Source organism: Kurthia gibsonii, from assembly GCF_006539985.1.
Classification (GTDB): Bacteria; Bacillota; Bacilli; order Bacillales_A; family Planococcaceae; genus Kurthia; species Kurthia gibsonii.
In genome coordinates this window covers 14,907-41,035 of record NZ_BJOB01000023.1, presented here as the reverse complement: position 1 = coordinate 41,035, position 26,129 = coordinate 14,907, and the positions used below count along the sequence as shown (strand labels likewise).

The 26,129-nt window shown below is 35.4% G+C and carries 24 protein-coding genes; 7 read left to right on the top strand and 17 right to left on the bottom strand.

Going from position 1 to position 26,129, the window contains the following annotated elements:
- Window positions 1–245 precede the first annotated feature (245 nt).
- The gene (locus KGI01_RS08530) at window positions 246–1,061 is read right to left on the bottom strand and encodes a metallophosphoesterase (RefSeq protein ID WP_141274342.1); all 816 of its coding nucleotides are present in this window, start codon (window positions 1,059–1,061) and stop codon (window positions 246–248) included.
- Between the two features lie 267 nt (window positions 1,062–1,328).
- On the opposite strand from KGI01_RS08530, the gene KGI01_RS08525 reads away from it, so the two are divergent.
- Window positions 1,329–2,519, top strand: coding sequence for an aminotransferase-like domain-containing protein (locus KGI01_RS08525; RefSeq protein ID WP_141274341.1), 1,191 nt, complete (start codon window positions 1,329–1,331; stop codon window positions 2,517–2,519).
- A gap of 58 nt (window positions 2,520–2,577) precedes the next feature.
- On the opposite strand, the gene KGI01_RS08520 is transcribed toward KGI01_RS08525, so the two are convergent.
- The 8 genes from KGI01_RS08520 to KGI01_RS08485 all read right to left on the bottom strand — a co-directional run bounded on the left by KGI01_RS08520 (window position 2,578) and on the right by KGI01_RS08485 (window position 13,544).
- On the bottom strand, window positions 2,578–3,813 hold the full coding sequence (locus KGI01_RS08520; protein WP_170214761.1) for a glycoside hydrolase family protein: 1,236 nt from the start codon (window positions 3,811–3,813) through the stop codon (window positions 2,578–2,580).
- Window positions 3,814–3,975: 162 nt separating this feature from the next.
- Window positions 3,976–5,550 carry an L-lactate permease gene (locus KGI01_RS08515; protein ID WP_141274339.1) on the bottom strand — a complete coding sequence of 525 codons (1,575 nt, stop codon included), beginning with the start codon at window positions 5,548–5,550 and terminating at the stop codon, window positions 3,976–3,978.
- A gap of 24 nt (window positions 5,551–5,574) precedes the next feature.
- On the bottom strand, window positions 5,575–6,510 hold the full coding sequence (locus KGI01_RS08510) for an L-lactate dehydrogenase (protein WP_141274338.1): 936 nt from the start codon (window positions 6,508–6,510) through the stop codon (window positions 5,575–5,577).
- Between the two features lie 165 nt (window positions 6,511–6,675).
- Complete coding sequence (locus tag KGI01_RS08505) at window positions 6,676–8,691, bottom strand: cellulose biosynthesis cyclic di-GMP-binding regulatory protein BcsB (RefSeq protein WP_141274337.1); 2,016 nt, start codon at window positions 8,689–8,691, stop codon at window positions 6,676–6,678.
- On the bottom strand, window positions 8,684–9,961 hold the full coding sequence (locus KGI01_RS08500) for a glycosyltransferase family 2 protein (RefSeq protein ID WP_141274336.1): 1,278 nt from the start codon (window positions 9,959–9,961) through the stop codon (window positions 8,684–8,686). The genes KGI01_RS08505 and KGI01_RS08500 overlap by 8 nt, the downstream gene beginning before the upstream one ends.
- Complete coding sequence (locus tag KGI01_RS08495) at window positions 9,954–11,645, bottom strand: DUF2334 domain-containing protein (RefSeq protein ID WP_141274335.1); 1,692 nt, start codon at window positions 11,643–11,645, stop codon at window positions 9,954–9,956. Before KGI01_RS08495 ends, KGI01_RS08500 begins: the two co-directional genes overlap by 8 nt.
- Window positions 11,635–12,486 carry a GGDEF domain-containing protein gene (locus KGI01_RS08490; RefSeq protein WP_141274334.1) on the bottom strand — a complete coding sequence of 284 codons (852 nt, stop codon included), beginning with the start codon at window positions 12,484–12,486 and terminating at the stop codon, window positions 11,635–11,637. Before KGI01_RS08490 ends, KGI01_RS08495 begins: the two co-directional genes overlap by 11 nt.
- The gene (locus KGI01_RS08485; protein ID WP_141274333.1) at window positions 12,483–13,544 is read right to left on the bottom strand and encodes a hypothetical protein; all 1,062 of its coding nucleotides are present in this window, start codon (window positions 13,542–13,544) and stop codon (window positions 12,483–12,485) included. Before KGI01_RS08485 ends, KGI01_RS08490 begins: the two co-directional genes overlap by 4 nt.
- A 183-nt stretch (window positions 13,545–13,727) precedes the next feature.
- Here KGI01_RS08485 and KGI01_RS08480 point away from each other — a divergent pair, with 183 nt between their 5' ends.
- A complete protein-coding gene (locus tag KGI01_RS08480) occupies window positions 13,728–14,207 on the top strand; it encodes a GNAT family N-acetyltransferase (RefSeq protein WP_068453196.1) in 480 nt (159 codons plus the stop codon).
- Window positions 14,208–14,257: 50 nt separating this feature from the next.
- Here the strand turns inward: KGI01_RS08480 and KGI01_RS08475 are convergent, their stop codons facing one another.
- The gene (locus KGI01_RS08475; protein ID WP_141274332.1) at window positions 14,258–15,553 is read right to left on the bottom strand and encodes an MFS transporter; all 1,296 of its coding nucleotides are present in this window, start codon (window positions 15,551–15,553) and stop codon (window positions 14,258–14,260) included.
- 103 nt (window positions 15,554–15,656) lie between these two features.
- On the opposite strand from KGI01_RS08475, the gene KGI01_RS08470 reads away from it, so the two are divergent.
- Window positions 15,657–16,907: a helix-turn-helix domain-containing protein gene (locus tag KGI01_RS08470; protein ID WP_141274331.1), complete on the top strand. Its 1,251-nt coding sequence runs from the start codon at window positions 15,657–15,659 to the stop codon at window positions 16,905–16,907.
- Between the two features lie 48 nt (window positions 16,908–16,955).
- On the opposite strand, the gene KGI01_RS08465 is transcribed toward KGI01_RS08470, so the two are convergent.
- The 5 genes from KGI01_RS08465 to KGI01_RS08445 all read right to left on the bottom strand — a co-directional run bounded on the left by KGI01_RS08465 (window position 16,956) and on the right by KGI01_RS08445 (window position 21,840).
- Window positions 16,956–17,375 carry a hypothetical protein gene (locus KGI01_RS08465; RefSeq protein ID WP_087680200.1) on the bottom strand — a complete coding sequence of 140 codons (420 nt, stop codon included), beginning with the start codon at window positions 17,373–17,375 and terminating at the stop codon, window positions 16,956–16,958.
- Between the two features lie 11 nt (window positions 17,376–17,386).
- A complete protein-coding gene (locus tag KGI01_RS08460) occupies window positions 17,387–17,896 on the bottom strand; it encodes a DUF1648 domain-containing protein (protein WP_068453188.1) in 510 nt (169 codons plus the stop codon).
- A 94-nt stretch (window positions 17,897–17,990) separates the two neighbouring features.
- On the bottom strand, window positions 17,991–19,316 hold the full coding sequence (locus KGI01_RS08455; RefSeq protein ID WP_141274329.1) for a (Fe-S)-binding protein: 1,326 nt from the start codon (window positions 19,314–19,316) through the stop codon (window positions 17,991–17,993).
- Window positions 19,306–20,721, bottom strand: coding sequence for an FAD-binding oxidoreductase (locus KGI01_RS08450; protein WP_141274328.1), 1,416 nt, complete (start codon window positions 20,719–20,721; stop codon window positions 19,306–19,308). Before KGI01_RS08450 ends, KGI01_RS08455 begins: the two co-directional genes overlap by 11 nt.
- 78 nt (window positions 20,722–20,799) lie before the next feature.
- A complete protein-coding gene (locus tag KGI01_RS08445) occupies window positions 20,800–21,840 on the bottom strand; it encodes a CdaR family transcriptional regulator (RefSeq protein WP_141274327.1) in 1,041 nt (346 codons plus the stop codon).
- Window positions 21,841–21,930: 90 nt separating this feature from the next.
- Here KGI01_RS08445 and KGI01_RS08440 point away from each other — a divergent pair, with 90 nt between their 5' ends.
- Both KGI01_RS08440 and KGI01_RS08435 read left to right on the top strand, forming a co-directional pair.
- A complete protein-coding gene (locus tag KGI01_RS08440; protein WP_068453180.1) occupies window positions 21,931–22,131 on the top strand; it encodes a DUF4017 family protein in 201 nt (66 codons plus the stop codon).
- A 5-nt stretch (window positions 22,132–22,136) separates the two neighbouring features.
- Window positions 22,137–23,021 (top strand): cation diffusion facilitator family transporter, encoded by an 885-nt coding sequence (locus KGI01_RS08435; protein WP_141274326.1) that lies wholly within the window; start codon window positions 22,137–22,139, stop codon window positions 23,019–23,021.
- Between the two features lie 71 nt (window positions 23,022–23,092).
- On the opposite strand, the gene cyoE is transcribed toward KGI01_RS08435, so the two are convergent.
- Window positions 23,093–24,031 carry a heme o synthase gene (cyoE, locus tag KGI01_RS08430; RefSeq protein WP_141274325.1) on the bottom strand — a complete coding sequence of 313 codons (939 nt, stop codon included), beginning with the start codon at window positions 24,029–24,031 and terminating at the stop codon, window positions 23,093–23,095.
- Between the two features lie 227 nt (window positions 24,032–24,258).
- On the opposite strand from cyoE, the gene proC reads away from it, so the two are divergent.
- Together proC and KGI01_RS08420 are read left to right on the top strand one after the other, a co-directional pair.
- A complete protein-coding gene (gene proC / locus KGI01_RS08425; protein ID WP_141274324.1) occupies window positions 24,259–25,050 on the top strand; it encodes a pyrroline-5-carboxylate reductase in 792 nt (263 codons plus the stop codon).
- 211 nt (window positions 25,051–25,261) lie between these two features.
- Window positions 25,262–25,474 carry a KTSC domain-containing protein gene (locus KGI01_RS08420; RefSeq protein WP_087680204.1) on the top strand — a complete coding sequence of 71 codons (213 nt, stop codon included), beginning with the start codon at window positions 25,262–25,264 and terminating at the stop codon, window positions 25,472–25,474.
- Window positions 25,475–25,556: 82 nt separating this feature from the next.
- Here KGI01_RS08420 and KGI01_RS08415 read toward each other — a convergent pair whose 3' ends face one another.
- A complete protein-coding gene (locus tag KGI01_RS08415; RefSeq protein ID WP_068453171.1) occupies window positions 25,557–25,997 on the bottom strand; it encodes a hypothetical protein in 441 nt (146 codons plus the stop codon).
- Window positions 25,998–26,129 lie beyond the last annotated feature (132 nt).

Genomic DNA, 26,129 nt, shown 5'->3' with positions numbered 1-26,129 from the left:
ATTTTTTTAATTGTAGCTATACCATATCACTAATTTATTCAGAAAACTAGATTTTTTACAAAAAAACTCAAAAGACCACGAATGATTACGTGGCTTTTGAGTGATTCGAGAGGGACTTAAATTGATTATGTTTGTGTGCATTCGAACATTCGACAGGCGAAACGGGTCACTCGCAGATCGATTTGGGTCACTCACTCGCCCAAACGGGACATTCGAGGGCGAAAATGGGTCACTCACTCGTCTACTTATTTCGATTCTAAAGTTGTAACGACGATTTCCGGGCGGTTGAAGACACGTAGTGGGAAGAGACTATTTCCTAGACCACGGCTAATTACGTGTTGCAACTGCTCCACTTGTTCAATTCCTTCTGTGTGTTTTGGGAATAGCGAGGCGTCGTGATTGACTAATCCACCTAACAATGGTAAGCGAATTTGTCCGCCATGTGCATGTCCTGTGTATGCAAGGTCGATTCCAGCTTGCGCGTATTTTTCGCCAAATTCTGAACGGTGTGCTAATAAGATTTTGAATTGATCTTGTGGAACATTCACCAGCGCTTTTGCCAGCATATCTTCTGTTGTTTCACCTGACAACGGGTCGCTAATACCGATAAGTTGTATACTCGCACCATTGTAGCGGAATGTTTCTGCTTCATTATTTAAAACATGTACCCCCTTTTTTTGGAGTGCTATATGAATCTCTTTAACTCGATTAATTGAAATTTCATGATTACCATCGACAAAATAAGTCGGAGCAATTTTTGTAAAGCCATCAACTGCTTCTAGACTTCTTCCTAATTTATAATTATTACGATCAATTAAATCACCTGTTAAAAAAATTAAATCGGGTTTTTGCTTTTTCACTTGTTCAATTAATCGTTGTTGATGACGACCAAATTTCGCATCGTGCAAATCTGAAATTTGAACAATTGTTAAACCATTCATTTCTTTTGGTAATGTTTTTACTTGCAAGGCATGTTTTGATAATTGTAGCCATTGATTATTAGCTATATAAAAAATAAAAAGTACAACAAGTGCACCAATTATTTTAATTAGTTTCTTCATATTGAATTCATCCTTTATTTCAACAATAAATTAAGGATAACGAACGATGTAACATTATGCAATGCATATCAATTTATAGAATAAACTATTGAAATAATTAGAATTATCAGAATTATAAAATCGTTTATTTGCACTTTTTTCTACTTTAAGTATTATTTTAGCTATTTTTTTAAATTTATTTGTTTACAAAACAGACTTATATCTTGTGGTTCAATCATTAGAGTGCTATACTTTTTAAAAAAGTCAGAAAAAGGGAGAGAATCGCACATGCAATATTCTAATCGCGTATTAAATACGCCCTCATCATTCATTCGAAATATTTTAAAAGTTACGGACGCGCCAGACGTCATTTCTTTCGCAGGTGGTTTACCAAATCCGATTTCTTTTCCACTTAAAAATTTACAAGAAGCAATCAATCGTGCAATCGATGAGAATGGAAGTAAAATCTTCCAGTATGCTTCAACGAATGGGTACTTACCACTACGTCAATATATTGCTGATAAATATAACCGTAAACATAATTTAGGGATTACAGCAGATGATATCCTATTAACAACAGGTTCACAACAAGCACTATCACTATTATCTCAAGTGTTAATTAATCCTAATGATGGCATTATTATTGAAGAACCTGGTTATCTAGGTGCGATTCAGGCCTTCACAATGAGTGAACCGTCATTCTACCCTGTTACATTAGAAGAAGATGGGTTAAATCTTGAAGAATTAAAAGTTGCGCTCGATCAGCCGAATGTAAAATTCATCTATACAGTGCCGAACTTCCAAAACCCAACAGGTCTTACGTACACAGCAAAACGTCGTAAAGAAGTATATGAATTAATTAAAGACCGCGATATTATTTTAGTAGAAGATGATCCATACGGTGAGCTACGTTTCAAAGGTGATTCATTACCATATATTGCGGCTGGTAAATCAGAAAATAGTGTGTTACTTGGTAGTTTCTCAAAAACCGTTACACCAGGTATGCGTTTAGGCTTTATTATTTCAAAAAATAAAGAATTGATGCGTCATATTGAAACAGCAAAACAAGCATCTGACTTACACACCAACATCTTCTCACAATATGCGATTTATGAATATTTAACGCATAATGAATACGACACGCATGTTCAAAAAATCATCGAACTATATGATGCACAATCGAAAGTGATGTTGGAAGCTTTAGAAGAACACTTCCCTGAGAATGTATCATTCACACGTCCTGAAGGTGGCATGTTTGTTTGGGCTACATTAAATAATGGTATGACAGCGATGGAATTCTTCGAAAGAGCGATGGATGTCGGCGTAGCGTTCGTACCAGGCGATCCATTCTATACATCGAAAAAAGATGTGAATACACTGCGTCTAAACTACACAAACTCAGCACCCGAAGTAATTCGTGACGGTATTAAACGTCTCGCTACGATTTTAAAAGATGCTGAAATCGTTCAAAAATCATAAATTCATAATGAAAAAAAGGAATCGCTTTACACGCGATTCCTCTTTTTATATCCAGTTATTACTTCGCCTGACGAAGTGTTTGCTCGTCTAATTTAATCGTTTCTGTGTTACGCGTACCATCACTTTGTAAATTATCACGAATTTGAATATATGGTGTATTCAAATTCAGATATGTATTTGATAATAAATCTATTTTATTTTGTTCTGTTAAATCTGCATAGACAGGGTTTGTTGAACCGCCGCCCGAGTTAGCGAATGTGAAAAACATCATCGCAATTGCCATATGGTCAAATGTGTTATTTTTAATACATATATTTTTTACACCACTCGCTGAAATACCTTTTACAACTTCATTGCGTGGATCCGTTGGTTTGAGTGTGAATGTGTTGTTTTCAATGATGGCGTTTTCCCAATTAAGCGCGCGTATAAAATCGTTTCGTAGGTTTTTCATTGTATTGTTTCGAATCGTAATGTTTTTATGAATTTTCTTTTCTGAGTATTTATGCGTACCAACAGCACGTGGAATATTTTCGAATGTATTATGTTCAATTAATACATTGGTATTTGGTTGTGCATCAAACTTGCTCCAGCGTTGACTCCACCCTTTTGTTTCGCGGTCGGGTGTATCGATATTAATTGCTTCTTTCACCGACATTAGAGGGTCATTAGCTGATTTAAACGTTGAATTGCGAATCGTTACGTTTTTCGATGCGTCCAGTTCGATGAAGTGCGCATAATTGAAGTTTCGGAATTGAATATTGTCAACAAGAACGTTTTGATTATGTCCCATGATAATTGTAATGCCTTTTGGAACATATTTCATATCAAACGTGACCGTTCCTTTACCGATAAACTTAATATTTTTCTCACCGTTGTATTTTCCATATGCACCGTCAATTAATGCTTTTGAAGGTGATACGAGTTGGAACATCGAAGCAGATGGCGTGATGATATTTGTTCCTGTTTTTGTCGTTTTGACCATTTTGACACCGTCTTGAAATTCTAATGTTACGTTAGATGGAACATAAATCGCATTTGTAATGTTATACGTTCCTTTTTTAATAATGAGTTTGCCACCTTTTTTCTTTTCAAACTCGTTCATATAAGAACGGAATAAATAGTAGTGTTTCGTATATTGATTATACGTACCGTATCGTTGAAACATAGGGTCGAGTGGTTTACTATTCGGTGTGATCGTGTAGGTCTTTGCATTTGCTTCTTCTGGTTGGATGGTTATTACACTTATAATTCCCACTATCAATAAAAGAAACGAAATAATCCTAATTTTATTCATTGTTATTAACTCCTTTAGATATTTATCACAGCGAGAATTATAGCACATAAAAATTAAAAAATGGTTATTTTTTCAATTTAAAAATTCTTTTTTACATGAAAAAGAGATTAGGACATATTGTGTTTTAAACACATACGCCCTAATCTCTTTTTTGTTATTCATTTATAAAATAAGCGACAAAATAAAGGTCCAAATACAGACGAATACGAGGAAGCCTAAACTATATTTTAAGGTCATCTTCGTTAATGTCGATTCTTTTCCTTGTTGTCCTACGGCTGCTGTTGCAATGGCTATTGATTGTGGTGATACGAGTTTGGCAATTACACCACCTACCGTATTCGCTGCAACGAGTAACGTCGAATTAGTTGATAAGGCTGCTCCTGCTGCGGCTTGAATCGGCGCAAATAGCGTATTATTATTTACTACTGAACCCGTCATGAATACGCCAATCCATCCTAATATTGGTGAGATGAATGGAAAAGCACTTCCCGTTTTTGCTGCAGCTTCACCGAGTGCCATTGTCATACCACCATATGTCATGAGTTTGGCAATACCGATAATCGCGCAAATCATAATAATGGGTACCCAGAATTCTTTAACCGTCTCTTTTAATAAACGACCACTTGTTTGGAATGTCATGTTTTTGGTTGTGAGAATCGTGACAATGACTGCAACTAAGAGCGCACTGCCCGTTGCCCCAATAATGTCGAGTGACATATTAATTTCAGAACCCGGAATGGTAAAATTAGCAACAAGTGAAGATAAGGCGCCACCTTCAGCAAATAGACCTTTAAAGGCTGGTAAGCTCCAAATTAAAATGAAAAGTGTAAGGAGATAGAATGGTGACCATGCTTTGATCATGTCTTTTGCTGTATGTTTTTCATATTCTAAGTCATGTCCACTGAGGAAGAATGTGTTTTTCGGTGACCATTTTTTACAAAGTAACGCAAGTGCGCCCATTGCTAAAATTGGCGGTACGATATCCGCAATTTCTGGTCCTAAAAAGATGGGAAATAGTGCTTGTGATACAGTATATGTGATACCTGTTGTTAAAATGGCTGGCATGGTTTCTTTAATACCTTTAAATCCATCAACAAGCCAGACCATTAAAAATAGGATGGATAGATTGATCAAAGGTAGTGTTAAAGCGGTCATACGTGATACATCTAAAGATGAGATTCCTTCTTGTAAATCAAATCTATCGATAATCCCGACTGGAATACCAATTGCACCAAAAGCGCCTGAAGCACCGTTTGCAATCAAACAAAGCATAGCTGCTTGTAGTGGTTTAAAACCGAGTGACATGAGAAGTACTGCACATATTGCAACTGGAACACCAAAGCCTGCTGTACCTTCTAAAAAGGCATTAAAACAAAAGCCAATGAGTAGTAATTGAATACGTTGGTCATGTGAAATTCCAGCAATCGAACTCCGGAGAACATCAAATTCCCCTGAATTCACAGAAATTTTATACAGCCAAACAGTGATAACGATAATATAGCCGATTGATACAAGCCCTTGAATGATACCTTGAATAATACTTCCGATACCAATTCCAAAAGATAAATGAAAGAAACCATATACTAACACAAAGGTCACAACTAGATTAATTAAAGCTGTTGTAATGCCTTTCATTTTTAAAATGGTTAGACAGATTAAAAATAAAAGGATAGGAATAACCGATACGAGAACGGTTATGCCAATTTGACCAAAAGGGTTATATTGTTCGACTAACATACGATGCGTTCACCTACCCTATTTTTATGAAGACCAAATAGATGCTTGAATATCTTTTAGTGCTTTAACGGATGCATCAAATTTTTCACGTTCATCTGCATCTAAGTCTAATGTAAATACTTTCTCAACACCTTGACGATTAATGAGGCATGGTACACCTGTAAATACATCTTCATGTCCATTTTCCCCACTTTGTAACGCGCCTACAGGTAGAACGACTTGTTCATTGCGTAAAATGGCTTTTGTAATACGCGCAAGCCCCATCGCAATACCGTAGAAGGTTGCGCCTTTTGAGTCAATAATTTTATAAGCCGCATCACGTACTTCAATACCTATCGCTTCTTTTCGTTCATCTGATAACTTTAATGCGATTTTTTGACCGTATAACGTAGCTGCACTCCAATAAGGTAATTGTGTATCACCATGTTCACCGATAATATATGCATGAATACTAGTCGGTGCTGTTTGAAATTCTCTACCTAATATATTGCGAAGTCGAGCGGAATCTAAGATAGTACCTGAACTTAAAATACGTTCTTTTGGTAATTTAGAAAATTTCCATGTCGCATATGCCAAGATATCTACTGGGTTAGTTGCGACAATAATAATGCCATTAAATCCTGTATCCATAATTTTTGAGACAATTTCTTCAAATACTGCTATATTTCTGTGTACCAAATCAATACGTGTCTCACCTGACTTTTGGGCTACTCCTGCACAAATAACAACAATCGCCGCTTCTGCACATTCATCAAAATCTCCAAAACGAATTTTCATAGAGGATGGTGCATAAACGATACCATCTTGTAAATCTAATACATCACCTATCGCTTTTTTTTCATTTGCATCCACAATAACTAGTTCATCACTAATTCCTTGATTGACTACTGCATAAGCATAACTTGAGCCAACTGCTCCAGCCCCAATTAAAACAATTTTATTGCCTGGTGTTAAGTTCATAGATGTTTCCTCCCTTTTCATCAACTACTTACACATTCCACTGAAAAAATAAATCGAAACTCCCAACACATTCCATAAAAATCTATTTAAAACACAAAAAGTAGAAAATACATTTTATTGTAATTTCTACTTTTTGTATATTTATTTATTTACTTACTTAAAAATCTATTTCTTTTTGCTACGTTTGAACACGAGATATAAAATGACACCAATCACTGCAAGTAAACCAATAAACATTAAAACAGAAGACCATTTTAATGCACTTTGAGATTGCTTAGGTGCTGCTTCTTTTTGTTTTTCTACGCTATATTGCGCGCGATTCGTAAATGTTTGCTGTTCTTTATTTTGTACAGCAACTGACGCATCTGCTGATAAATCTTGAATTTGTCGTAAAAATTTTGGTGTAATTTGATTTTGACTATTTGCTTCTCGGTTGAACTGTAATGCTAGATATCCGTCGTCCCAAGGATTCTTTTGAATCGTTGCATAGCGTGTGATTGTCTCTTTTACAAAACCGTCTTTAGCAAAATCAGGTTGATTATCTTTCATCGATAATGGATTTTTCTTATTTAAATCATCTTGTAAGTTCCCTGCCTCACCTACGAAGATCAGATGATGTCCTTTCAAATCTTCTTTTTGAATCGCATCAGCCGTTTTTAATTCGTAGTTCGGTGCTGAAGCACTTAGAGACGAAGATGTGTACAGTGCATTTAAGTCCTCTAATGCTACTTTTTCTGTACCTTCAATGATGATATATGTTCCTTGACGTGTATTCGTAAAGATTCCTGGATAACTTGTTAAACTAGCAACGGCTTGTCGATCATTATCTGTTGTTGAAAAATTTAATGTACTTTCTTTAGAAATAAATAACCATTTCTCTTGATCGCTTGTTGTACATGGATTATTCGTATTTGAACCATTTAACTTAAATTGAATATCTAGTAGATGGTTATTTTTAAGCGCATTCTTTTCAATCGGAACATTGATTTCAAAAAAACCTTCATCTTGTTTAATTTCTTTAAGCGTAATCGCATGTGGAACACCGTTTACTTCCATTACGAGTTCTGCTTGTTTCGCATCTAAAATAGATGATTTTTTTAGTTTTAATGTTGCTGTAATTGCTTTTTCTTCATCAAAATCTTGTGGTAAATAGTAATAATAGTGTCCAGATTCGTACGCTACATTGGAAATTTCAAGATTTTGAATTCCCATTTGTTCAAATGTAACCATTCCTGATTCACGCACAGGTTGTTTCGGCTGTTCTCCAATTGCCAGTGCTTTTCCGCTTAATTGCGAAACAAATTCTTGATTCGATACCACTTCAATTTTAGCGTCTAAATCGTTTGTATTTACTGCTGTTACGACTAAAATATTACGATTTACTTTTTTAATTTTTTCCTGTGCTGTTTGAAGCTGAATGGTATTGTCTGTCGTTTTGACATTCATACGTTTTAAAAGATTTTTAACTGGCGCTGTTTTAAAATCTCCTATAACACCTACAAGAATTTTATTGGTTTGACGATTTTCAAAATCTTTCTCTTTTACTAATGCAATTTGATTTTGATTTGTCGCTTGCTTTTTTAAATAACTAACTATTTTTAAGGCTGCATCCATCGTGTTAACATCTGCATCGTCTGGAATGACAACATCTGTTTTTGATTGGAATGATGTAAATTTAGATGGGTAGTCTTGTAACATTAATTCACCTGCTGTGACATCTCCCTGAATTTGAAGGTATGATGCTGGGTTAATACGTAACCAGTTTCCTGATGTATTATTTTCAACACAGACACCTTGCTTAATAATGCCATAAAAGACGATTGTTATTTCATGTGCCCCTTTTTTTAGTGCTTTTCCTTTTAAATCTAATTGAACAGTGGTTTTCGCTTTATTCCCATCTAATTTTACTGTTTTTTGATTTTCTCCATCTACTCGAATCGTTAAAGATGACGGTGATATGAGCAGTGAACTATGCTCTACATCCAAAACAAGTTGATTCTTCCCCTTTTGTGCATCTTCTGCTAAATAGTAATTATACGTAAATGAATCAGAAACGCCTTGTAAATTAATCGCTGTATTTGTAATCGGTTCTTTTTTAACTTCCTTTGCTGAAACGGTTATATTAAAAAACATAAACGATAGGAAGGCGAGTGTTACAAACCCAAAGAATTGTTTAATCATCTTTTTTACCTCCTTGGTCTTTCTGGCTAAAGCGTTCCGTTTTATACCATTTGACTTCTTCTTTGAATATAGCGCGTTTTATTTCTTGGTACAGTGAATATACAACAAGTGCAATCCACATTTGTGAGTACGTAAAATACATCAGGATTACGTAGAAAAAGTTTTTTCGATTCATCTCATTTCGTTCGATACTTAGTGTAATCATTACTTCACCTAAGAATAATAGGAAAGCGAGAATCCAAAGGGCAATCGCTACATTTCCAATAGCTAAATTCAAATCATAAAAGAGATTAACGATAAATAGACCATTTGAAAGAATGACACCGAAGAAAAAAAGGAAATATGTGAAAAAGAAATAAAATAAATCAAAAATAATACGTTTTCTTTTTAATGTTGCGAATTGCCGTAAAAATTTTAATACGACATATTGATTTCCTTGCGCCCAGCGTGTTCGCTGTTTCCACCATACACCGAGTGTTTCAGGTTCTTGTTCCCATGTAATGGCTTTAGGGAAAAATCGAATATGATAACCAAGATTGTAAACACGAATCGTTAATTCCGTATCTTCTGCTAACGCCTTTACATCCCAACCGCCAAGTTCTTCAATAACCGAGCGACGAATCGCAAAGTTAGTGCCTGGAATCGTTGCGACACCAAACCATTTCCAACGTCCACCTTGTGCCATCCATTGAAAACAAATCGTTTCAATGTTAATAAATCGGGTTAACCATGTTTTTGCGGCATTGATTACACGAAACTTCCCTACCATTGCAGCAGCTTTTGGATCATTTATGAGACCCATTACTAAATACCAAACCGCCTTTTTTTCTGGTGTATTATCGGCATCATATACACAAATAATTTCACCTTTGGAATTCGCTAAGGCTTCATTTAACGCAGAAGATTTCCCTTTCCCTTTATTCGGTGGTTTTGTTTCTAGCACGCGAATGAATGGGTAGCGATCTGCAAATCCTTGTGCAATTTCGCCTGTACGATCTGAAGAATTATCATTAATGACGATAATATCCAGCTTATCTTTTGGGTAATATAATCGTGACATGGCAGTCAATGTTTGCTCCATAACTACCTCTTCATTATGTGAGGGAATAAATATACTAACTGTAGGTAAATCAATCATATTTTTTTCCCACTCTGGAATCACACGTTCATACGTACGGTAATGACGATATCCCCCCTGCATTAAAAACATGTGATAGAGGAGCATAACCCAAATTAAAATTAAAGCGGTAAAAAAAAGTATATTAGCCATTTGGTTTCCTCTCCTCAAATAATCGTTTTTTCAATGTGAATCGTAAACGAATAACGTTTAAGAAAAAAATAAGTACAAATAAAAATACAATCCAAAATAGTACCCAAAGTGAAAATTCAAAAGGACTTGTTTGCCACTTTTTCTTAATGAAATCGAGGTATTTTTTTTGCTGCTTTACCTCAAGCGCTCCTTTGGCAGTTTGCTGTATTGTAATATGTTTTATCTGTACGTCTGATTTAACTTCACGCAGATTTTGCCATTCAAATTGTGGGAATGATTCAAAAATATCCAATGTACGTTCAATGGTTTTAGGATTAAGCTGCATATTTATCTTTATCCCTGCCATAGAGCCTTTTATTTTCAACAAATCTTTCAACTCATGAACAAGTGTTGGTTCACCTTCTAATCCATTTATAACGGGTTTTATATTTGTAGAATAGACTTGTAAATGATTCATATAGGCCGGTTTCGTAATAAGCGGTTGAACCCCTGTATCTTCACTAGAATTATCATTGTATTGGAGTGCACCAAAGAAAAGTGAAAAATGTTTTGAAATTTCTTCATATACATAGGAACTTGCATGATCATTTTCGATTGTAAATGCAATTGGATACAATTTGGCATTTACAAGTTCAGTTATAGCATCTTCAATACGCTTTGCTGTATACTCTTTTTCAGTCCGACCAATTTTTTCACGTTCTTTATTAAATGCTTCAATTGAAGAAAAGGCATCTAGCGAGTAAGCCTTCTCAGCTTGCGCACTATTCAAAGCAGTAATTGGTTGGTTGAATCGACTGTCCCAAAATTCATGTTGCACTTTATCGTCCATTCGATACGATAAACCATAACCATTTGCAATGATTGGCACGCCCTGTGCTTGCTGATTTTGAAGTTCTTTCTTTAATTCTTTTGCCTCTTCTAATTTATTAATCCCTTTTTGATTATTTGTGTACTCCACTGCTGCTACAGCCAGCGCATAAGGTATTTGTCGCTTTTTCAATATATCTGTTGTTTGTTTTAAACGCTTTGGTGATGTAGATGGTTGAATACCACTAATGATGATCCATGCTTTATGCTTTGGTGGTTTAAACCATGTTGTATTTTCAGCAATATACGGCTGTAAGTACCACTGAAATTCATCTGTCCATTGATTTAATGATAAATAATAACTTTTATCATTTTTTAGCAATACAGGATGTACGCCATTGATTGTTTGTCCTTCAATTACTTTTTTATAAGGTGAGGTTGTTTTTAAAAAACTAATTCGCTTGGCTAATGTTTGTTTTCCAACTTTAACAAGATTACTTTTCCCATTAAATTTTAATTGATTAAATTCATTAAATTGATTTGCATTATATCCAATAAATAATTTTTGATGTGAAAAACTATTTATCCATTCACGCTGTTTCTTTGGAATCTCTACTTGATTCATACCAATATATATAACCGTTGATGCTTGTTTAATTTGTTTTTCTGTAGCACTAGCTCTAGATTCTACAATTGTTTCACCGTAAGATGACAGTAATGCATCTACACGATGTATCGTTGTTTGTTCAACAGGAGAAGAAATATCATATAAAATTAGAATAGTAGGCTTTTTTTGACTTTGCGCTTTTATTGTCTCGGGAAAACAACTTATTATAAGCAAACCTGTCAAGAAAAGAATTATCATTTTAAATTTCATTAATTAAGGACTCACTTTTAGCCACTTCAACCATTTCATCAAAACTCACTTCGGTTCGTGGATTATATGTGTAGTGGCCTACTTTGAAACTTAACGTAATGAGATTTCCCGATAAAAGTTGATGCTCTTTTAATTTTTCTGAAAGTTTTTCATAAATAATATGAATGTAAGTACCAGATGTTTCAGGTAAGATAAGTGCAAAATTATCCTCATCAAAACGATACTTACGATCTGTCATCCTCATTACACCATTAATACGCTCTGCTAATTGTGATACGAGATATTGTGCTTCTTTCTCGCCATATAATTTTTTAAATTTCTTGAAATTTTGTATTTCAATTATTAAAAAAACAAAGGGTTTATCGCTACGATCAGAACGCTTTGCTTCTTCTACTATCGCTTTTTCTAAACGAACGCGATTATCAAATCCACTTGTTGTATCAGTAGCTACATATTTTTCTACATTTCCTTTTAACATATTAATTTGATTAGCACTTTCAATAACTAATTCTCGTATTCTACCTGCAATTAAAACTAAAATTAGAATCGCAATGCCATAAATAAAAAATTCATTTAATTGTAAATCAAGTGGTGATGATAGAACATCTTGCTGTGTTAATTGGAGATAAAAAATAAACGTTCCGATAATAAATAAATAAATGAGACTTAAAAGCAGACCTAAAACCGCTCCGTAATAAAGAGAGACTGCCACTAATAATAGTAAAAATAAAGCGAGTAAAATACCTTGACTGCCCTTTAAATACACCATATACAGTGGTAGTTGCACTAATAGAAGTAAAATAATAGTGAGAAGGCTTGCTGTTTTTTGATGTCTTGTCATCGTACCCACCTTCCTTTCGTTAGTAAAGGTAGTAAATTATCAAAAATATGTGTTTCACCATTTTTTGCAATATAAGAGCCGTAGTATTGCGTATTTTTATGGTGATTTTTCAACTGATTCATGCGCTTATTGATTGCTTTTTCAAGTGTTTTGTCTTTAACAGCTTGACTATAAAAGATAGCATAGCTATAAACTGCAGGGGATTCATAACGTACAACAGGTTGTAATGTTTTTCGATTATATTGACCATATAATTTACCATCTTTTTTCATCTTTTCTTTTAATAGCTGATGAAATTTAGATGTCGATTTAATTTCTTGCACATTTCGCGCTGTTAATAATTGATCAATCATATGCACTGTGTCATCAAATTGATAGGTTTTCGTTTGGATATCAAATTTTTTAGCGTAAAGTCCATTGGCATCTTGTGGTGCATTTTGAATGACCTCAATATTTTTTTCTAAAATTTCAGGTGTTAATTGCATACGCTTATAATAACTTGGTGCAGCGTAACTTAATGTAATTTCCTTTGCACGGTTTTCAGATTGCTCACTACCAAAATCAACAAAATAATCTTCATACATGGTGTATGCTTTATTGGCATCAATCGTTTTAGAAAGTAATTGCTTTACTTCTTTGTTTCCCCATTTTCTAGCCCCTAAATCTAATGCCTTAACCAAACGTAGATCATCGATTAATGCATTTGTATCAGAGCGTTTACCTTCTTTGATTTCCCATGAGATGAGGTGATTTGGAAGAATTAACGATTGTTTCACTGCTTGAAAACTTTTCATATAGTTTGTTTTGTCATTCGTTTGAATGAAATAGAGCATAAGAAGCCCCATCGACTCTGCTAAATACTCATTTTTTCGATTCGTTAAATTGGTAGAAAGAAGACCATTTTTAGAAGCGAATTCTTGAAAAATCACAGTCGCTAAACGTGATTTTTGGTTTTCTGTGTAACGAATAGTTTCTGTTTTTGGCGTATTTTTTATTGATTGACATCCCAATAAACAAAGAGACATAATCATTAAAATTACTATTTTCCGATGTCTCATTCTACTTTTCACCTTCTTTAAATTCATATTCTCTTATTTTCTTTATTAAATAATACACTTTTCAATCATAAATAACACAAAAAGTTAGTATAGACAAATGAGTATTTTTATTTCTCATTCACATACTCTTCCATTTCCGCATGACTATACATTATAATGAGAAGGATGTCAGGAGGCACTTATATGAATATTCAAATTGAAAAATCAACAAATGCAAAAGTCATCCATAAAATTATGATGAAAGCGTACGAGGAATATGCACATGATGCTGCACCTTCTAGCGCTTTATCTGAGACGGTTTCGTCTATAAAAGAAGCACTTTTAAACGGGCAAGAAGCACTTGTAGGAACGATTGCTGGACAACCAATTGCATGTGTTCGTTATAAAATTCACGATAACGGACTTCAGTTCTTCCGAATGTCTGTATTACCTACAATGCAAGGTTTAGGGATTGCTAAACAATTGATTAATGAGTTAGAACAAATTGCACGTACTGCTAATCTAAATACGATTTATTGTCGTGTACGTGTCAGCGTGTTACGTAATCTTCAGCTTTATCAATCAAAAGGTTATTCAATCTACGATCAAGAAACCGTTATGACAGATGAAGGTGTACCAATCGAAGTGGTTTCGATGAAAAAGATTATTGCTCCACTCACATAATAAAAAGGATAAACCCGCTCACATGGGTTTATCCTTTTTCTATTCCTTATTTATGCTTCTGCAAACTTATCTTCTTGTGAATTTTCATTTAATTGCTCCTCTTTCATCTGCTTTAAAACAGAATTACGCAACAAATATAGCGTGAGAGAAATCACAATAATACCAGTTCCAATTAAAACAGATGGCGCACCGAAATAATCATATAAAAACCCGTATATTAAAATGCCAAAAGGCATCATCCCCATAGCAAGTGTTTCAAATAAAGCAAACACACGCCCCCTATAAGATTCTTCTATACTTTTTTGTAAAATCACACCAATTGGGACATTCGTACATACTTCTGTCATCGTCATTAAAAATGATGTAATTCCGTAATAAATAAATAGTTGTATATATGTTAATTCAAAAAGAATAAGTGGTAATGCAAATAAGAAAAACATCGTGCTGAGTATTAAAAGCGCTCTTTTTGAGAATAAAATCGGATTTTTTAAATTTTTACGTGCTGTTAAATAGATGGAAGCGAGTAACATCCCCACTGCGCCAATCGATTCAATCCATCCGACATGAAGTGACTTAAACTGCACGACTTCCACTAAAACATACGAAATACCAACTGCAAATGCGGAGAAAAAAAGATTCAAACAAAGTGCGAGTGTAATAATTGTTTTAAGTGTCTTTCGATTTTTAATATAGTGATAGGCAGATTTCATACTCTTTAGAAAAGGCTCTGACTTTTGTGCATGGTTTTTTTCTGTTTTATAAAGATTAAAATTCATCGTTGCATCTAACAATGTACTTATACTAAACGCGATGATTTGAATGATTAAAAATACTTCAATCGATACAAAACCATACAAAATACCACCAATCATCGGTGCGCCAATTGCAGCAAGTGACATAGATAATTGATTCAAGCTCATGACCTTTTGGATGCGGTCTTGGTCGACTAATTGTCCAATTGAAGCGGTTAATGTAATTCCACTACACGATGTGAAAATAGTATAAAACACCATCATGATATATATCGCCATGATGGACATTCCTTGCCAATTCGCGTAAAGCAACAGTATCGCAACCGTTACAACGGTTAAAATTTGCGAACTAATAACTAATACCTTTTTATTATAACGGTCTGCCATATAGCCGATAAGTGGCGAAAAGAGAACACGTGGCACAATCGAACAAAGAATATTAATTGAAAAACTAGTTGCTGAACCGGTTAATTTTAAAATATATAACGAAATCCCGAACGCGACGATATTTGCTCCCATAACCGAAACAAATTTACTAACTGCAAAAATACCTATGTGATAACTTGCTTTTCGTAAAGACTGTTCAGAAGTCATCTCTAGCCCTCCTATAAAGTTTAATTTAATTAAACTTATTATAACGGATGAGTTACTTGCCCACAAGTTAAAAGTTTAATATAATTAAACAAGAGGTGTTGAAATGAAAACTTTAGGACAGCGAATACGCTCTTTACGTAAATCAAAAAAGATGACACTCGTTGATATTGCAGGTGAACAAATGACCAAAGGGATGCTTAGTTTAATTGAAAACGATAAAGCGAAGCCATCTATTGAAAACTTACAATACATTGCAAATCAGTTACACGTAGAAGTGAGTGTACTGACTGACCCATTCCCACTTACTGAACTAAGAAAAATCATTGATGACCTTCATCAAATTGTTCAAAATAAAAAATGGCTCGATGTATCTCAAGCCATTCAAGTAAAAAATTTAGTTGAACCGATTATTCCTGAGCTACCAGCAAATTATGAAGCAGCTCAAATTTACTTATATTATTTAAAAGTATTTCCGCCACTAGAGGCGTTCGAACAAGGGATTGAAGAAGCCAAAAAAGCGGTTGTCTTTTTCAAAGAACTCGCCCTATATAAAGAACTCGCTACGACCTATACATTACAAGCGATTTTCTATTTTAATCAGTTACAATTTGAACAGGCGTATGAAACGATTCAAGTTGCTTATAAATTAGTTCAATCACCTTACTATACGATTGATCCGATTACACGAATTGACGTATCGTACCATATGGCATCATTTTGTTATGCAACGAATCGTTTGGATGAAGCCGATCAAGTTTTACAACACTTGCTTAAAACATGTCACGAAGAGAAAATATTTCACTTTTATGCGCATATTATTCGGATGGCAGCTTATGCAGCCATGATTTTACAGCAACCCGAGAAAGTGGAAATGTATCGTGAACGATTAGAAAAATATACGGCATTTGATACACATCCAAATACACAGTACTATTTACATGTATTTTACTTATTTTATTACAACACATATGACAGTAAGCCTTTAAAAGTATTGGAACATGCACGTATAATGAAAGAATTCGATGAAGCTTTTGAAACTTTACCATATATTGAAGTGGAGACAGGGAAAGCACTTTATAAATTAGGACGTTTTCAAGAAGCCTGTGAAGCTTTTCATTTTTTTGAGACGGAACGCAATTGGAATGGTGTTCATCCATTTAATACGGCTCGTTTTCAAGAAGGGCTCGCCTATTATGCATGTACACTATTTGAACTTGGTCAAATGGAAGCAGCAAAAAAATGGATTCAGCGTGCATATGAAGAACAAAAAATCATGCTACCCCTTGCTGAAAAACAGTGGATTTGTGATACGTATAATTGGTTGATGGAACAGATGATAAAAAATAATGAGTAATGAAAAAAGCTCATCCGACTTTTGTAAAATCGGATGAGTTTTTTTATTTTACGCTGTAAAACGAATCAAATAGCGTTCTTCTGTATGCACTTCTGGTAAATCATCTTCTTGTAAAGAGAGTGTTACTTCTCCTAGCGCATCTTCTTCCTCATCACCAAACCAACAAATATAGACTTCAGCTATATCACCTGTTGGAATGACTTTTTTCAAAGCTGTATGAAGTTGCTGTAAGGCGATTCTTGCTTGTTCATAATGAACAGGTGTCTCGATTTTTGATTGTGGATTTAAATCATCTAATTGACCATTTAATTCAATTTCGTATACATAGTGCGTTTGCAAATGATGATGTTGGACAGTTGTTCGCGCTAAACGGTCAGATGTCTGTTCTGTAAAATGAATTGCTCCTTGCGTCATTTTTTGTAGTTCCTCTAACGGTACATTACTTCCCAAATATGTCACTAGTCCCATCCTTCATCCTCCTATTGAATCTTACGACTTTGTACGACGCCAATTGCGAGCGGTAAAATAACAAAAATACTGAGTAAAGTGGCATATGTTGTAATGCCTTGTGATGCCATTATACCAAGTGATACAAACACCATCTCAGCTAACACGAAAGCAAAAAATAGACTGCCTCCATTTCGTAACACAACGATTAGTTTACGATTATGTGTATAAAAAGCTTCTGCATTCTGTTCATTTAATCGTGCAGGATAATTCCCCCACTCTGGATGTTTCATCATAAAATTCATTAACGACCAGAAGCAGTATGTAACAATCGGTATCGTCAACATCGTCCATTTAGAACCTGTCGAATCGAGTTCACCTAGCGCATTATAATGTAGTGGAATCTCGATTGGAATTTTTTGCCAAACCATCGCAATATAGATGACTAAAACACCCCAAATAAGCAAGGTTAAACGTGTATATAATCGTTCCATCGGTGTAAAAGGAACATCAAATTGCTTCATCTTTTTCACATCATACATCAGATTCCCTCCTTTTTCTATATTATAACGTAATTCCCTCTTTCCGTCAGATGTATAAAAAAGAAGCATCACGATTGTGATACTCCTTTTCATGTTAGACAGATGTATTTTCTACAATATAATCAAATACTAGATCGGCAATATGTGTCGCTGTTTGATCACCGTGATGTGAACAAGTTGCCTGAATCCCTTTTTGCATTTGCATTAAGCAACCTGGGTTCGCTGTAACAACAATATCTGGATTGATATCTTGTACATGTTGCATCTTCGTTTCTAAAATCGCATCGGCCATCTCTGGTTGTAAGATATTATAAATACCTGCTGAGCCACAACATGTATTTGCACCAACTAGTTCTTCATATTCAAATCCAGTCATACTCTTTAGAATCTGACGTGGTTCTTCACTTACACCATTTACATTGCGTAAGTGACATGAATCTTGATACGTAATCTTTTTACGTGCTGTTGGCTGAAGTGTTTGTAAGAATTCAGGTAGTCCTAATTTTACAAGTAAACTGGATACATCAATTTGCTTCTCTGTAAAGGTTTTCGCACGTTTCTCATATACGGGATCATGTGCTAAATGATGGTCATATTCTGCTAAGAATGCGCCACAGCCACCTGCATTATTCACGATATAATCAACGGAATCATCTGTAAAAACATCTAAATTGGCACGTGCATTACGCTTTGCTTTATCCATCTCACCACTATGTCCATGTAGCGCACCACAGCACTGTTGCTGTTTTGGAATCGTTACCTTTGCACCAAGCATCTCAAGTAAGGCAATCGTTTTACGATTCGTCTCTAAAAATAAAGTATCCATCAAACAACCTGAGAAGAAAGATACATGGATTTGCTTCTTCGGTAACTGTGGAAGTGCTGGCAACGACTTCTTCGCTGGTTCTGGTAATACACCTTCCATCTCTTTCATAAACGGTGGGAATAAATTTAGGAAGCCGATTTTTCGCGTTACTTTTTGCAAACCTGACTTTTGATAAAAGCGGACTAAATTAACCGCTCCTGTCATCGCTTTTTGATTCGCAAATAACCCGTCGAATGTTGCACCACGTACAGCTTTTTCAAGTGGCTTACGTGTTTTACCAAGCTGAATCGCATGGCGTGTTTGTTCAATTAACGGACCATATTGTACGCCTGCTGGACAAGCTGGTTCACATGCTCGACATCCTAAACACATGTTGAATGATTCTTCAATACTTGCATCCCATACCACTTTTCCATCACGCACTGCTTTCATTAAGGCAATACGTCCTCTTGGTGAATGTGCTTCTTCTGCATTCGTGTGTATATAAGTCGGGCAAGCTGGTAAACAGAAGCCACAGCGCATACAATCGAGTAATAAATCTTCATCAACTGTTTTTTCAAATGCTTTTTGCATTAACTCAGCATTATTCACCATGATGAATCACCACTCTTAATTTTTGTGATTTTGCAAAGATTTTATTCGGGTTCATAATATTCTTTGGATCAATAGACTGTTTGATGGCACGCATAACAAACATGCCTTCCTCTCCTAGTCGCCAAGCTAAGTAAGGTGATTTCATCTCGCCTACACCATGCTCACCTGTTAGTGTACCGCCTAATTTAAGAGATGCATCGAAAATGGCTTCAAAAGCTTGTTCCACGCGTTCCATTTCTTCCGCGTCACGTACATCTGTTAAACAAGTTGGGTGTAAATTACCATCACCCGCATGACCAAATGTTGAAATTTGAACGCGATAATCACGTGCGATTTGTTCAATTGCACGAACCATTGTCGCAAGCTCTGAACGCGGAACTGTCGCATCTTCTAAAATCGTTGTCGGACGTTTTCTTGCAAGTGCTGATAATGCCACGCGTCGTCCTGTTTTTAACTTCATCGCCTCTGCTTCACTTTCCGCAACTGCTGTAAAGATTGCACCATTCTCTTTTGCAATCTCAATCATCTGTGCTACATCACGTTCTACTTGTGCTTCTTCACCGTCTTGTTCCATTAGTAAAAAGGCTTGTAAATCAAGTGGTAGACCTAAATGCATAAACTCCTCTACCGCTTGAATCGTACCATTATCTAAAAATTCGAGTGTTGCTGGAATAATTTTCGCAGCAATAATCTGTGATACCGTTTCGGCTGCTGCATCTAATGAATCAAAATGCGCAATCGCTGTTTTTTGTGCGACGGGTTTTGGAATCAATTTTAAAACAATTTCTGTAATAATCCCTAGCGTACCTTCTGAACCAACAAGCATCGCTTTTAAATCGTAACCTGCCACATCTTTTGCTAACTTACCACCACATGTTAAAACTTCACCACTTGGTAAAACAACGGTTAAGCCAAGTACATAATCTTTTGTCACACCGTATTTTAAACCGCGTAGACCACCTGAGTTTTCATTCACATTCCCACCGATTGTAGAAATCTTCATCGAGCTTGGATCTGGTGGATAGAATAATCCCTTTGATTCCACATATTCATGAATGGTTTGTGTAATCACACCTGGTTGAACGGTTAGTGTTAAATTATCCGCATCTAACTCTAAAATTTGATTCATATGATTAAATAACATCACAAGACCGCCCTGTGTCGGACATGTACCCGCTGCTAAATTCGTTCCTGAACCTCTTGGTACAATCGGCACTTCATAACGGTCACATAACTTCACGATTGCCACAACATCCTCTGTATGTCGCGGGCTAACTACTACGTCTGGTAAAGCTTGAAAGTTCGCTGTCGCATCATACGAATACGCAAGTAGTTGTGCTTGTGTTGTTTTCATATTCTCTTTTCCTAATAATTCTGTCAATTCATTTAAAAACTGTGCATTCATTTCGAATCCCCCCTTCTTCTTATTATAGAGTTTTGCGCAGTTTTCGTGTATCGTTCTGTTATCCAAATCTTTTTATGTTTATTTGTGCATTTGCACAAAATCATATAATTGGAACTTTTCAATGAGTAAGCAACTCATATATAAATTTGCTCTTCCCTTTACATCTGTTAATTTATACCCTAATTTTTCTTCAATTTTCATTAAGCGGTAATTTAATGTATTGCGATGAATGTGAAGGTAACTTGCTAGTTCATTCAATGTCCAATCCGTCATAATTCTCAAATACATATGTTCAAATAACATTGAATCTTTTACAAGTGAACCACATACGCGCGATACAAACTTCATCGCACGCTCTCTCGTAATGTCTGCAACAATCAATTCCATCGTTAGTTCACTCTCTTGAACCACAAGTCTTTCTTTTGAGCAATAGAGTAATGCTGTTTTTGCTTCTTCATAAGAAAGCTTAATTTGCTCTAATAAATATGTACCACCGATTCCTACTTTTTGTTGCCAATCATATAAAAACGCTACTTCTTGATTAGCCGGCAATAATATTGCATACTGCCCTTGATGAATAGCTGTAAATAATTCTTTTTTTACGTGTTCATGCATCCACTCACGTAATACATCCTCTACTATAACAATGCGATATAGTTGCGCTGCTTCCATTTTCAACTCTTTTGCACCACGTCGCACCTCTTTCTCGCTCATCCCTTGTAATAATTGAGCTAAAAACTGTTCTTTTTGAACATGGTCGCGTTGATGAATAAAATCAGAAATCAGCATTTCAGCTAAACGTTTTACGAGCATTCCATATTGTGAGATATGCTTTGGATCGCCCGTTACCCCAATAACGCCAATTGGCTCATTTTGAATAATAATTGGAAACACCATGCCTGGGCGAACCCCTTGTAGTTTCTCTACTTCAGATTGCTTCATATGCAAAATTTGTTTTTTACGCATCGCAAGAAGTGAACCTTCGTGAAAAGAACCCACTCTCTCTGGCTCTGTGCTCGCTTTAATCATCCCTTGTTGATTCGTTACGATAATCTGCTCTTGAATGAGTTGTCCAAGTTCTCGTACAATTTGATCGCCTATAATATGTAAATCATACATTATCTATTTGCTCCTTTTCCGCTAATCAGTCGATTATTTTCTATAAAACTTGGGTAGTATGTTAATAGTCTGAAATGAGGTGTTACGAAAATGAATGCATTCAAATTAGCCTTTTTTATGTACATGGGCGGATTGTGTATTGCCCTCTTTCTACCAACTTCTAGTATGTACCATAACTTCTCCTCAAAATTAATCATTGCACAAATTTATGTCATTCCGATTGTTTTACTGACATTATTAGTATATATCGTTTGTCGTAAACAATCACCTACCGAAGAAAGTCAGGAGTGAACGATATGCTCGGCTCAATTATTCAAACGAAAAACCCACGTATGAATCCCTATCTCAAGACGGCTATGCTTATTTTTATGACAGCTGCTTTTATCGAACTTTTTAGTTTTAGTCGTTCGCATAGTTCATCACAATTAGCACTATCCCTTCTCTTTGCCTCATGTGCTTGTATATGCTACTTAGAGCGTTCAGCTCAACGCCCTATAAAACGACAGCATAGTAAAAAACAACAACAAACATCACCCAATTTACACATTCTATTCCCTCTATTCACTGGTTTTTTATGGCTGATTGGTGGCGTCTACATGCTGTGGTTCATGCTACAAGAACCTACATTACCACTTGATCCTAATGCAGTATATACATTAACTACTATGAGCGCTCTCTTTGTTTTATATGCTTTTATTCAACTGCATAAGCGTGCAACGCACATACAAACGAGAAAACAATTCATCAAACGCGCGTTACTATTCTTTTTACCAATTCTAGCTGTATTTACAGCCAATATCGCCTATGATGTGACCACTACTTTATTAATTGACCAGTTAGCTACTTGTATCATCGCTATTTACCTTTTCAAAAATGGCTGGTCATTAATTAAAACAGGCAGCATCTATCTCTCTTATGGTGCGTCAAACAGTCTAGACCTCGTTCAGTTAAGTCAAGATTTACACTCTTTTGAATCTGTCAAACAGGTGGAAAAGTTACAAGCTTGGGCAATTACACCACAACTTTTCGGTGTAAAATGCGAATTAGTAATTCAAGGGAATGAACATCATCTGAATCAAATTATTGATGACATTACGAATTTCGTCTTAAATCATTATCAAATTGAGCATATTCATTTTGATATTATTCCAATCTTTATTAGTCGACCCGATCTCTCATAAATTTAAAATCATATAAAAAGACTTTAGAAAGCCTAAACTTTCCAAAGTCTTTTTGATTGTGTTTAAAAATTTTAATGTAAATTGAAGTATAAACCGACTAACGAATAAATAATAACTGTCGAGAATAATACAGTCATATGGATTAATGAGTAGACAAATAATAATGTCGCCCATTTCTTTGGATCTTTTTTGTGGTAGCCATAAACATTCATAATGAGCCAAGCAATACTTAGTAAAATGGCAACTGACATTAATCCATAGCTCAATGTACCAAGTGGAATACAGCTAATGATGAGTAGAACGAGGTAAACATTTGTTGTAATGTATGTACGACGCATACCTTTCGCTGCTGGTAACATCGGAACACTCGCTGCCTTGTAGTCGTCCATTTTACGAATTGCGATTGCATAGAAGTGTGGCATCTGCCAAATCAGTGTAATGACAAATAAACTTAAAATAGCTGGGTTTAAAATATTTGGATTGATGGCTGCCCATCCAATCAACGGTGGCATCGCACCTGATAAACTTCCAACTTCCGTATTATAAACTGTATGGCGCTTCGTCCACATTGTGTAAGGAACTGTGTATAGGAATAGACCTGTGAATCCAAGTAATGCTGCCATTGGCGTAGCAACATACAACACACCTACACCAAAAATAGCTAATACAGTTGCTAAAATAAGCGTCGTTTTCACAGAAATTTCACCTGTAACAGTTGGACGCTTCTTCGTCCGTTCCATTAAGCGGTCAATATCACGATCATATGCATTGTTAAATGCACCTGCTGACGCGATAACAGCTGCTGAACCAACTGTTGCCGCAACAATATTCATAATTAAATCAACTGGATTTAATTCATACTTGTATAGCGCTAATGTCAAACCAGCGAACATCGGAATTAAGTTCGACTTAATAATACCTGTTTTAACGGTTTGAGCTAATAACTGTGACTTGCTTCCCTGAAAGATTTCGACAGTTGTTTCTTGCTCTAGATTTTTTTCACTTTGCATTGGTTGATTTTTCATTCCTTTACATAGCAATAAGCTAGAAAATAAGTACGAATCGTATAATGTTATACAAATTGCAATAATTCTATCATACCAAACTTCTAACTATTTACATACCATTTCTATTGAAATTCACATAATATACAACATTCATATTTATGTAGCACAATCCTTTTCTTTCCGTACGATACACCCTATAATTAACTTCTAGTTTGAAAGGAGTTTTATACATGATGTATGGATGGATTGGATTAGGAAATATGGCGCAAGCGATTATTAAAGGGATGCTTGCCGCTGAAAATTATGATGCAAAAACAATTTTAGCATATAATCGCTCACAGGAAAAAGTAACACGTTTTGAAAAAGAGTATGGCATTGTAGGATGTCATTCTGTAGAAGAATTACTTGATGCAGATGTGATTGTTTTAGGTGTACAACCACAGCAGTTAGATGTTGTTTATGCACAGCTTGTGGGACAATTAAAGCCACATCAAGTTGTTGTATCGATGGCTGCTGGTAAAACCATCGCACAATTACAACAAGGATTAAATCACCAACTTGTCTGTCGTATCATGCCGAACATTAATGCGATTGTCGGCGCTTCTACAACAGGATTTGCGAGTGCACCCGAATTAACAAACGACATGAAACAAGCTGTTCGAGCGATGTTTGAAGCAGTTGGCTCTGTTATCGAAATTCCAGAAGAACAGTTCGATGTGTTCTCTGCAATTGCTGGCGCTTCTCCAGCGTTCACGTATTTATATATCGATTCATTAGCACGTGCTGCTGTGATGGAAGGTATGGATAAAGGAACTGCTCTCCAAATTGCTGCAAGTGCTGTACTCGGTAGTGCTGAAATGGTTCTTCAGTCGAATGAACACCCATGGGCGCTTGTCGATCAAGTTTGCTCACCGGGCGGTACAACGATTCAAGGTGTGACATCACTTCAAAACAATCATTTCGCTAGTACAATTTACGAAGCGGTACAAGCGGTCATTGCAAGAGATCGTGTATTAAAATAAGCGACTTATAAGAAAGGAGTGTTCTGCTACGTTGCATGTAGAGCACTCTTTTTATACATTTATTTATTACATTAACATATTCATTTATTGGCATTGATTCACTCGTATTTTCTTTTTTTCGCTTCATTTCGTTGACATTCTTTTCGTTTAATAGTATATTAAATTCACTAAATGAAACCGTTTTCACCTACTACGATTGGAGTGATGACTCATGATTATGCAACAAGTTCGTTCTTCAAAAATTCAGGCGATTGGCTATAACGCGAGCGCTATGATTTTACGTGTTGAGTTTTTAAAAGATGGTGTTTTCGAATACTATGGTGTCCCTGAACGAATTGTGAAGGAATTTTTAGATGCAGAGTCATTGGGCATTTATTTTAAGCGCTTCATTAAAGATCGGTATCGTTTTGTTCGTTTAGGTTAAACACAAATAAAGGTAGTGATTTATGTTTGGATTGCATAAATCACTACCTTATTTGTTTGACTGTTCAAACATGGCTGTACCTCTATTCTGGGTATTTTAATTTTAAAAATCGGTGATCGTGCTGACTTTGTTTTTTGAGCATTTTTGCAATATGCGGTAATTCTTCTCGATTAGATGATTCATATGCGTCTAAAATATGCTGATATTCTTTGCGGTATGCTAAATATTCTGGTTCCTTTTTAAAAACTTCTTCAAAATGCGCTACAGCTTGCTTTGACTGCTTATGATATTTTTGTTGGATCATGCCAACTAAATAATGCACATTATTTTCTTCGTCTACTGTTAAATCCAGCTCGCGTAATCCCCTCTCATAAACATCAACTGCTCGATTCTCCATGAATAGTAGTTCCATCACAAGTCCTTTTCTCAGTAATTGTTCATACGTCATAGGATGTTCGTGATAAAGACGAATACATTTCATCGTAATTAAAGAGATGAGTAATATCATGATAAATAAAATCATCGCGTATCCTCCTTCTAAATCTCTGTCCATAACTGAGACTTGTGCTTGTTACTTACTTCTATTATATAGGTCTTTTATATGACATTCAATTAAGATGATATGAATTGTTTGTAAATTCTGCCCATTAACATA

What these genes read in the sequence shown, in the direction of transcription:
- KGI01_RS08450 (WP_141274328.1), bottom strand. Translation starts at nt 20,721, where the DNA reads ATGAATGCACAGTTTTTAAATGAATTGACAGAATTATTAGGAAAAGAG.
- KGI01_RS08490 (WP_141274334.1), bottom strand. Translation starts at nt 12,486, where the DNA reads ATGACAAGACATCAAAAAACAGCAAGCCTTCTCACTATTATTTTACTT.
- KGI01_RS08520 (WP_170214761.1), bottom strand. Translation starts at nt 3,813, where the DNA reads ATGAATAAAATTAGGATTATTTCGTTTCTTTTATTGATAGTGGGAATT.
- KGI01_RS08455 (WP_141274329.1), bottom strand. Translation starts at nt 19,316, where the DNA reads ATGGTGAATAATGCTGAGTTAATGCAAAAAGCATTTGAAAAAACAGTT.
- KGI01_RS08415 (WP_068453171.1), bottom strand. Translation starts at nt 25,997, where the DNA reads ATGATTTTATTTATCATGATATTACTCATCTCTTTAATTACGATGAAA.
- KGI01_RS08475 (WP_141274332.1), bottom strand. Translation starts at nt 15,553, where the DNA reads ATGACTTCTGAACAGTCTTTACGAAAAGCAAGTTATCACATAGGTATT.
- KGI01_RS08505 (WP_141274337.1), bottom strand. Translation starts at nt 8,691, where the DNA reads ATGATTAAACAATTCTTTGGGTTTGTAACACTCGCCTTCCTATCGTTT.
- KGI01_RS08440 (WP_068453180.1), top strand. Translation starts at nt 21,931, where the DNA reads ATGAATGCATTCAAATTAGCCTTTTTTATGTACATGGGCGGATTGTGT.
- KGI01_RS08530 (WP_141274342.1), bottom strand. Translation starts at nt 1,061, where the DNA reads ATGAAGAAACTAATTAAAATAATTGGTGCACTTGTTGTACTTTTTATT.
- proC (WP_141274324.1), top strand. Translation starts at nt 24,259, where the DNA reads ATGATGTATGGATGGATTGGATTAGGAAATATGGCGCAAGCGATTATT.
- KGI01_RS08480 (WP_068453196.1), top strand. Translation starts at nt 13,728, where the DNA reads ATGAATATTCAAATTGAAAAATCAACAAATGCAAAAGTCATCCATAAA.
- KGI01_RS08515 (WP_141274339.1), bottom strand. Translation starts at nt 5,550, where the DNA reads ATGTTAGTCGAACAATATAACCCTTTTGGTCAAATTGGCATAACCGTT.
- KGI01_RS08460 (WP_068453188.1), bottom strand. Translation starts at nt 17,896, where the DNA reads ATGTATGATGTGAAAAAGATGAAGCAATTTGATGTTCCTTTTACACCG.
- KGI01_RS08435 (WP_141274326.1), top strand. Translation starts at nt 22,137, where the DNA reads ATGCTCGGCTCAATTATTCAAACGAAAAACCCACGTATGAATCCCTAT.
- KGI01_RS08470 (WP_141274331.1), top strand. Translation starts at nt 15,657, where the DNA reads ATGAAAACTTTAGGACAGCGAATACGCTCTTTACGTAAATCAAAAAAG.
- KGI01_RS08420 (WP_087680204.1), top strand. Translation starts at nt 25,262, where the DNA reads ATGATTATGCAACAAGTTCGTTCTTCAAAAATTCAGGCGATTGGCTAT.
- KGI01_RS08485 (WP_141274333.1), bottom strand. Translation starts at nt 13,544, where the DNA reads ATGAGACATCGGAAAATAGTAATTTTAATGATTATGTCTCTTTGTTTA.
- KGI01_RS08510 (WP_141274338.1), bottom strand. Translation starts at nt 6,510, where the DNA reads ATGAACTTAACACCAGGCAATAAAATTGTTTTAATTGGGGCTGGAGCA.
- KGI01_RS08525 (WP_141274341.1), top strand. Translation starts at nt 1,329, where the DNA reads ATGCAATATTCTAATCGCGTATTAAATACGCCCTCATCATTCATTCGA.
- KGI01_RS08500 (WP_141274336.1), bottom strand. Translation starts at nt 9,961, where the DNA reads ATGGCTAATATACTTTTTTTTACCGCTTTAATTTTAATTTGGGTTATG.
- KGI01_RS08495 (WP_141274335.1), bottom strand. Translation starts at nt 11,645, where the DNA reads ATGAAATTTAAAATGATAATTCTTTTCTTGACAGGTTTGCTTATAATA.
- KGI01_RS08465 (WP_087680200.1), bottom strand. Translation starts at nt 17,375, where the DNA reads ATGGGACTAGTGACATATTTGGGAAGTAATGTACCGTTAGAGGAACTA.
- KGI01_RS08445 (WP_141274327.1), bottom strand. Translation starts at nt 21,840, where the DNA reads ATGTATGATTTACATATTATAGGCGATCAAATTGTACGAGAACTTGGA.
- cyoE (WP_141274325.1), bottom strand. Translation starts at nt 24,031, where the DNA reads ATGCAAAGTGAAAAAAATCTAGAGCAAGAAACAACTGTCGAAATCTTT.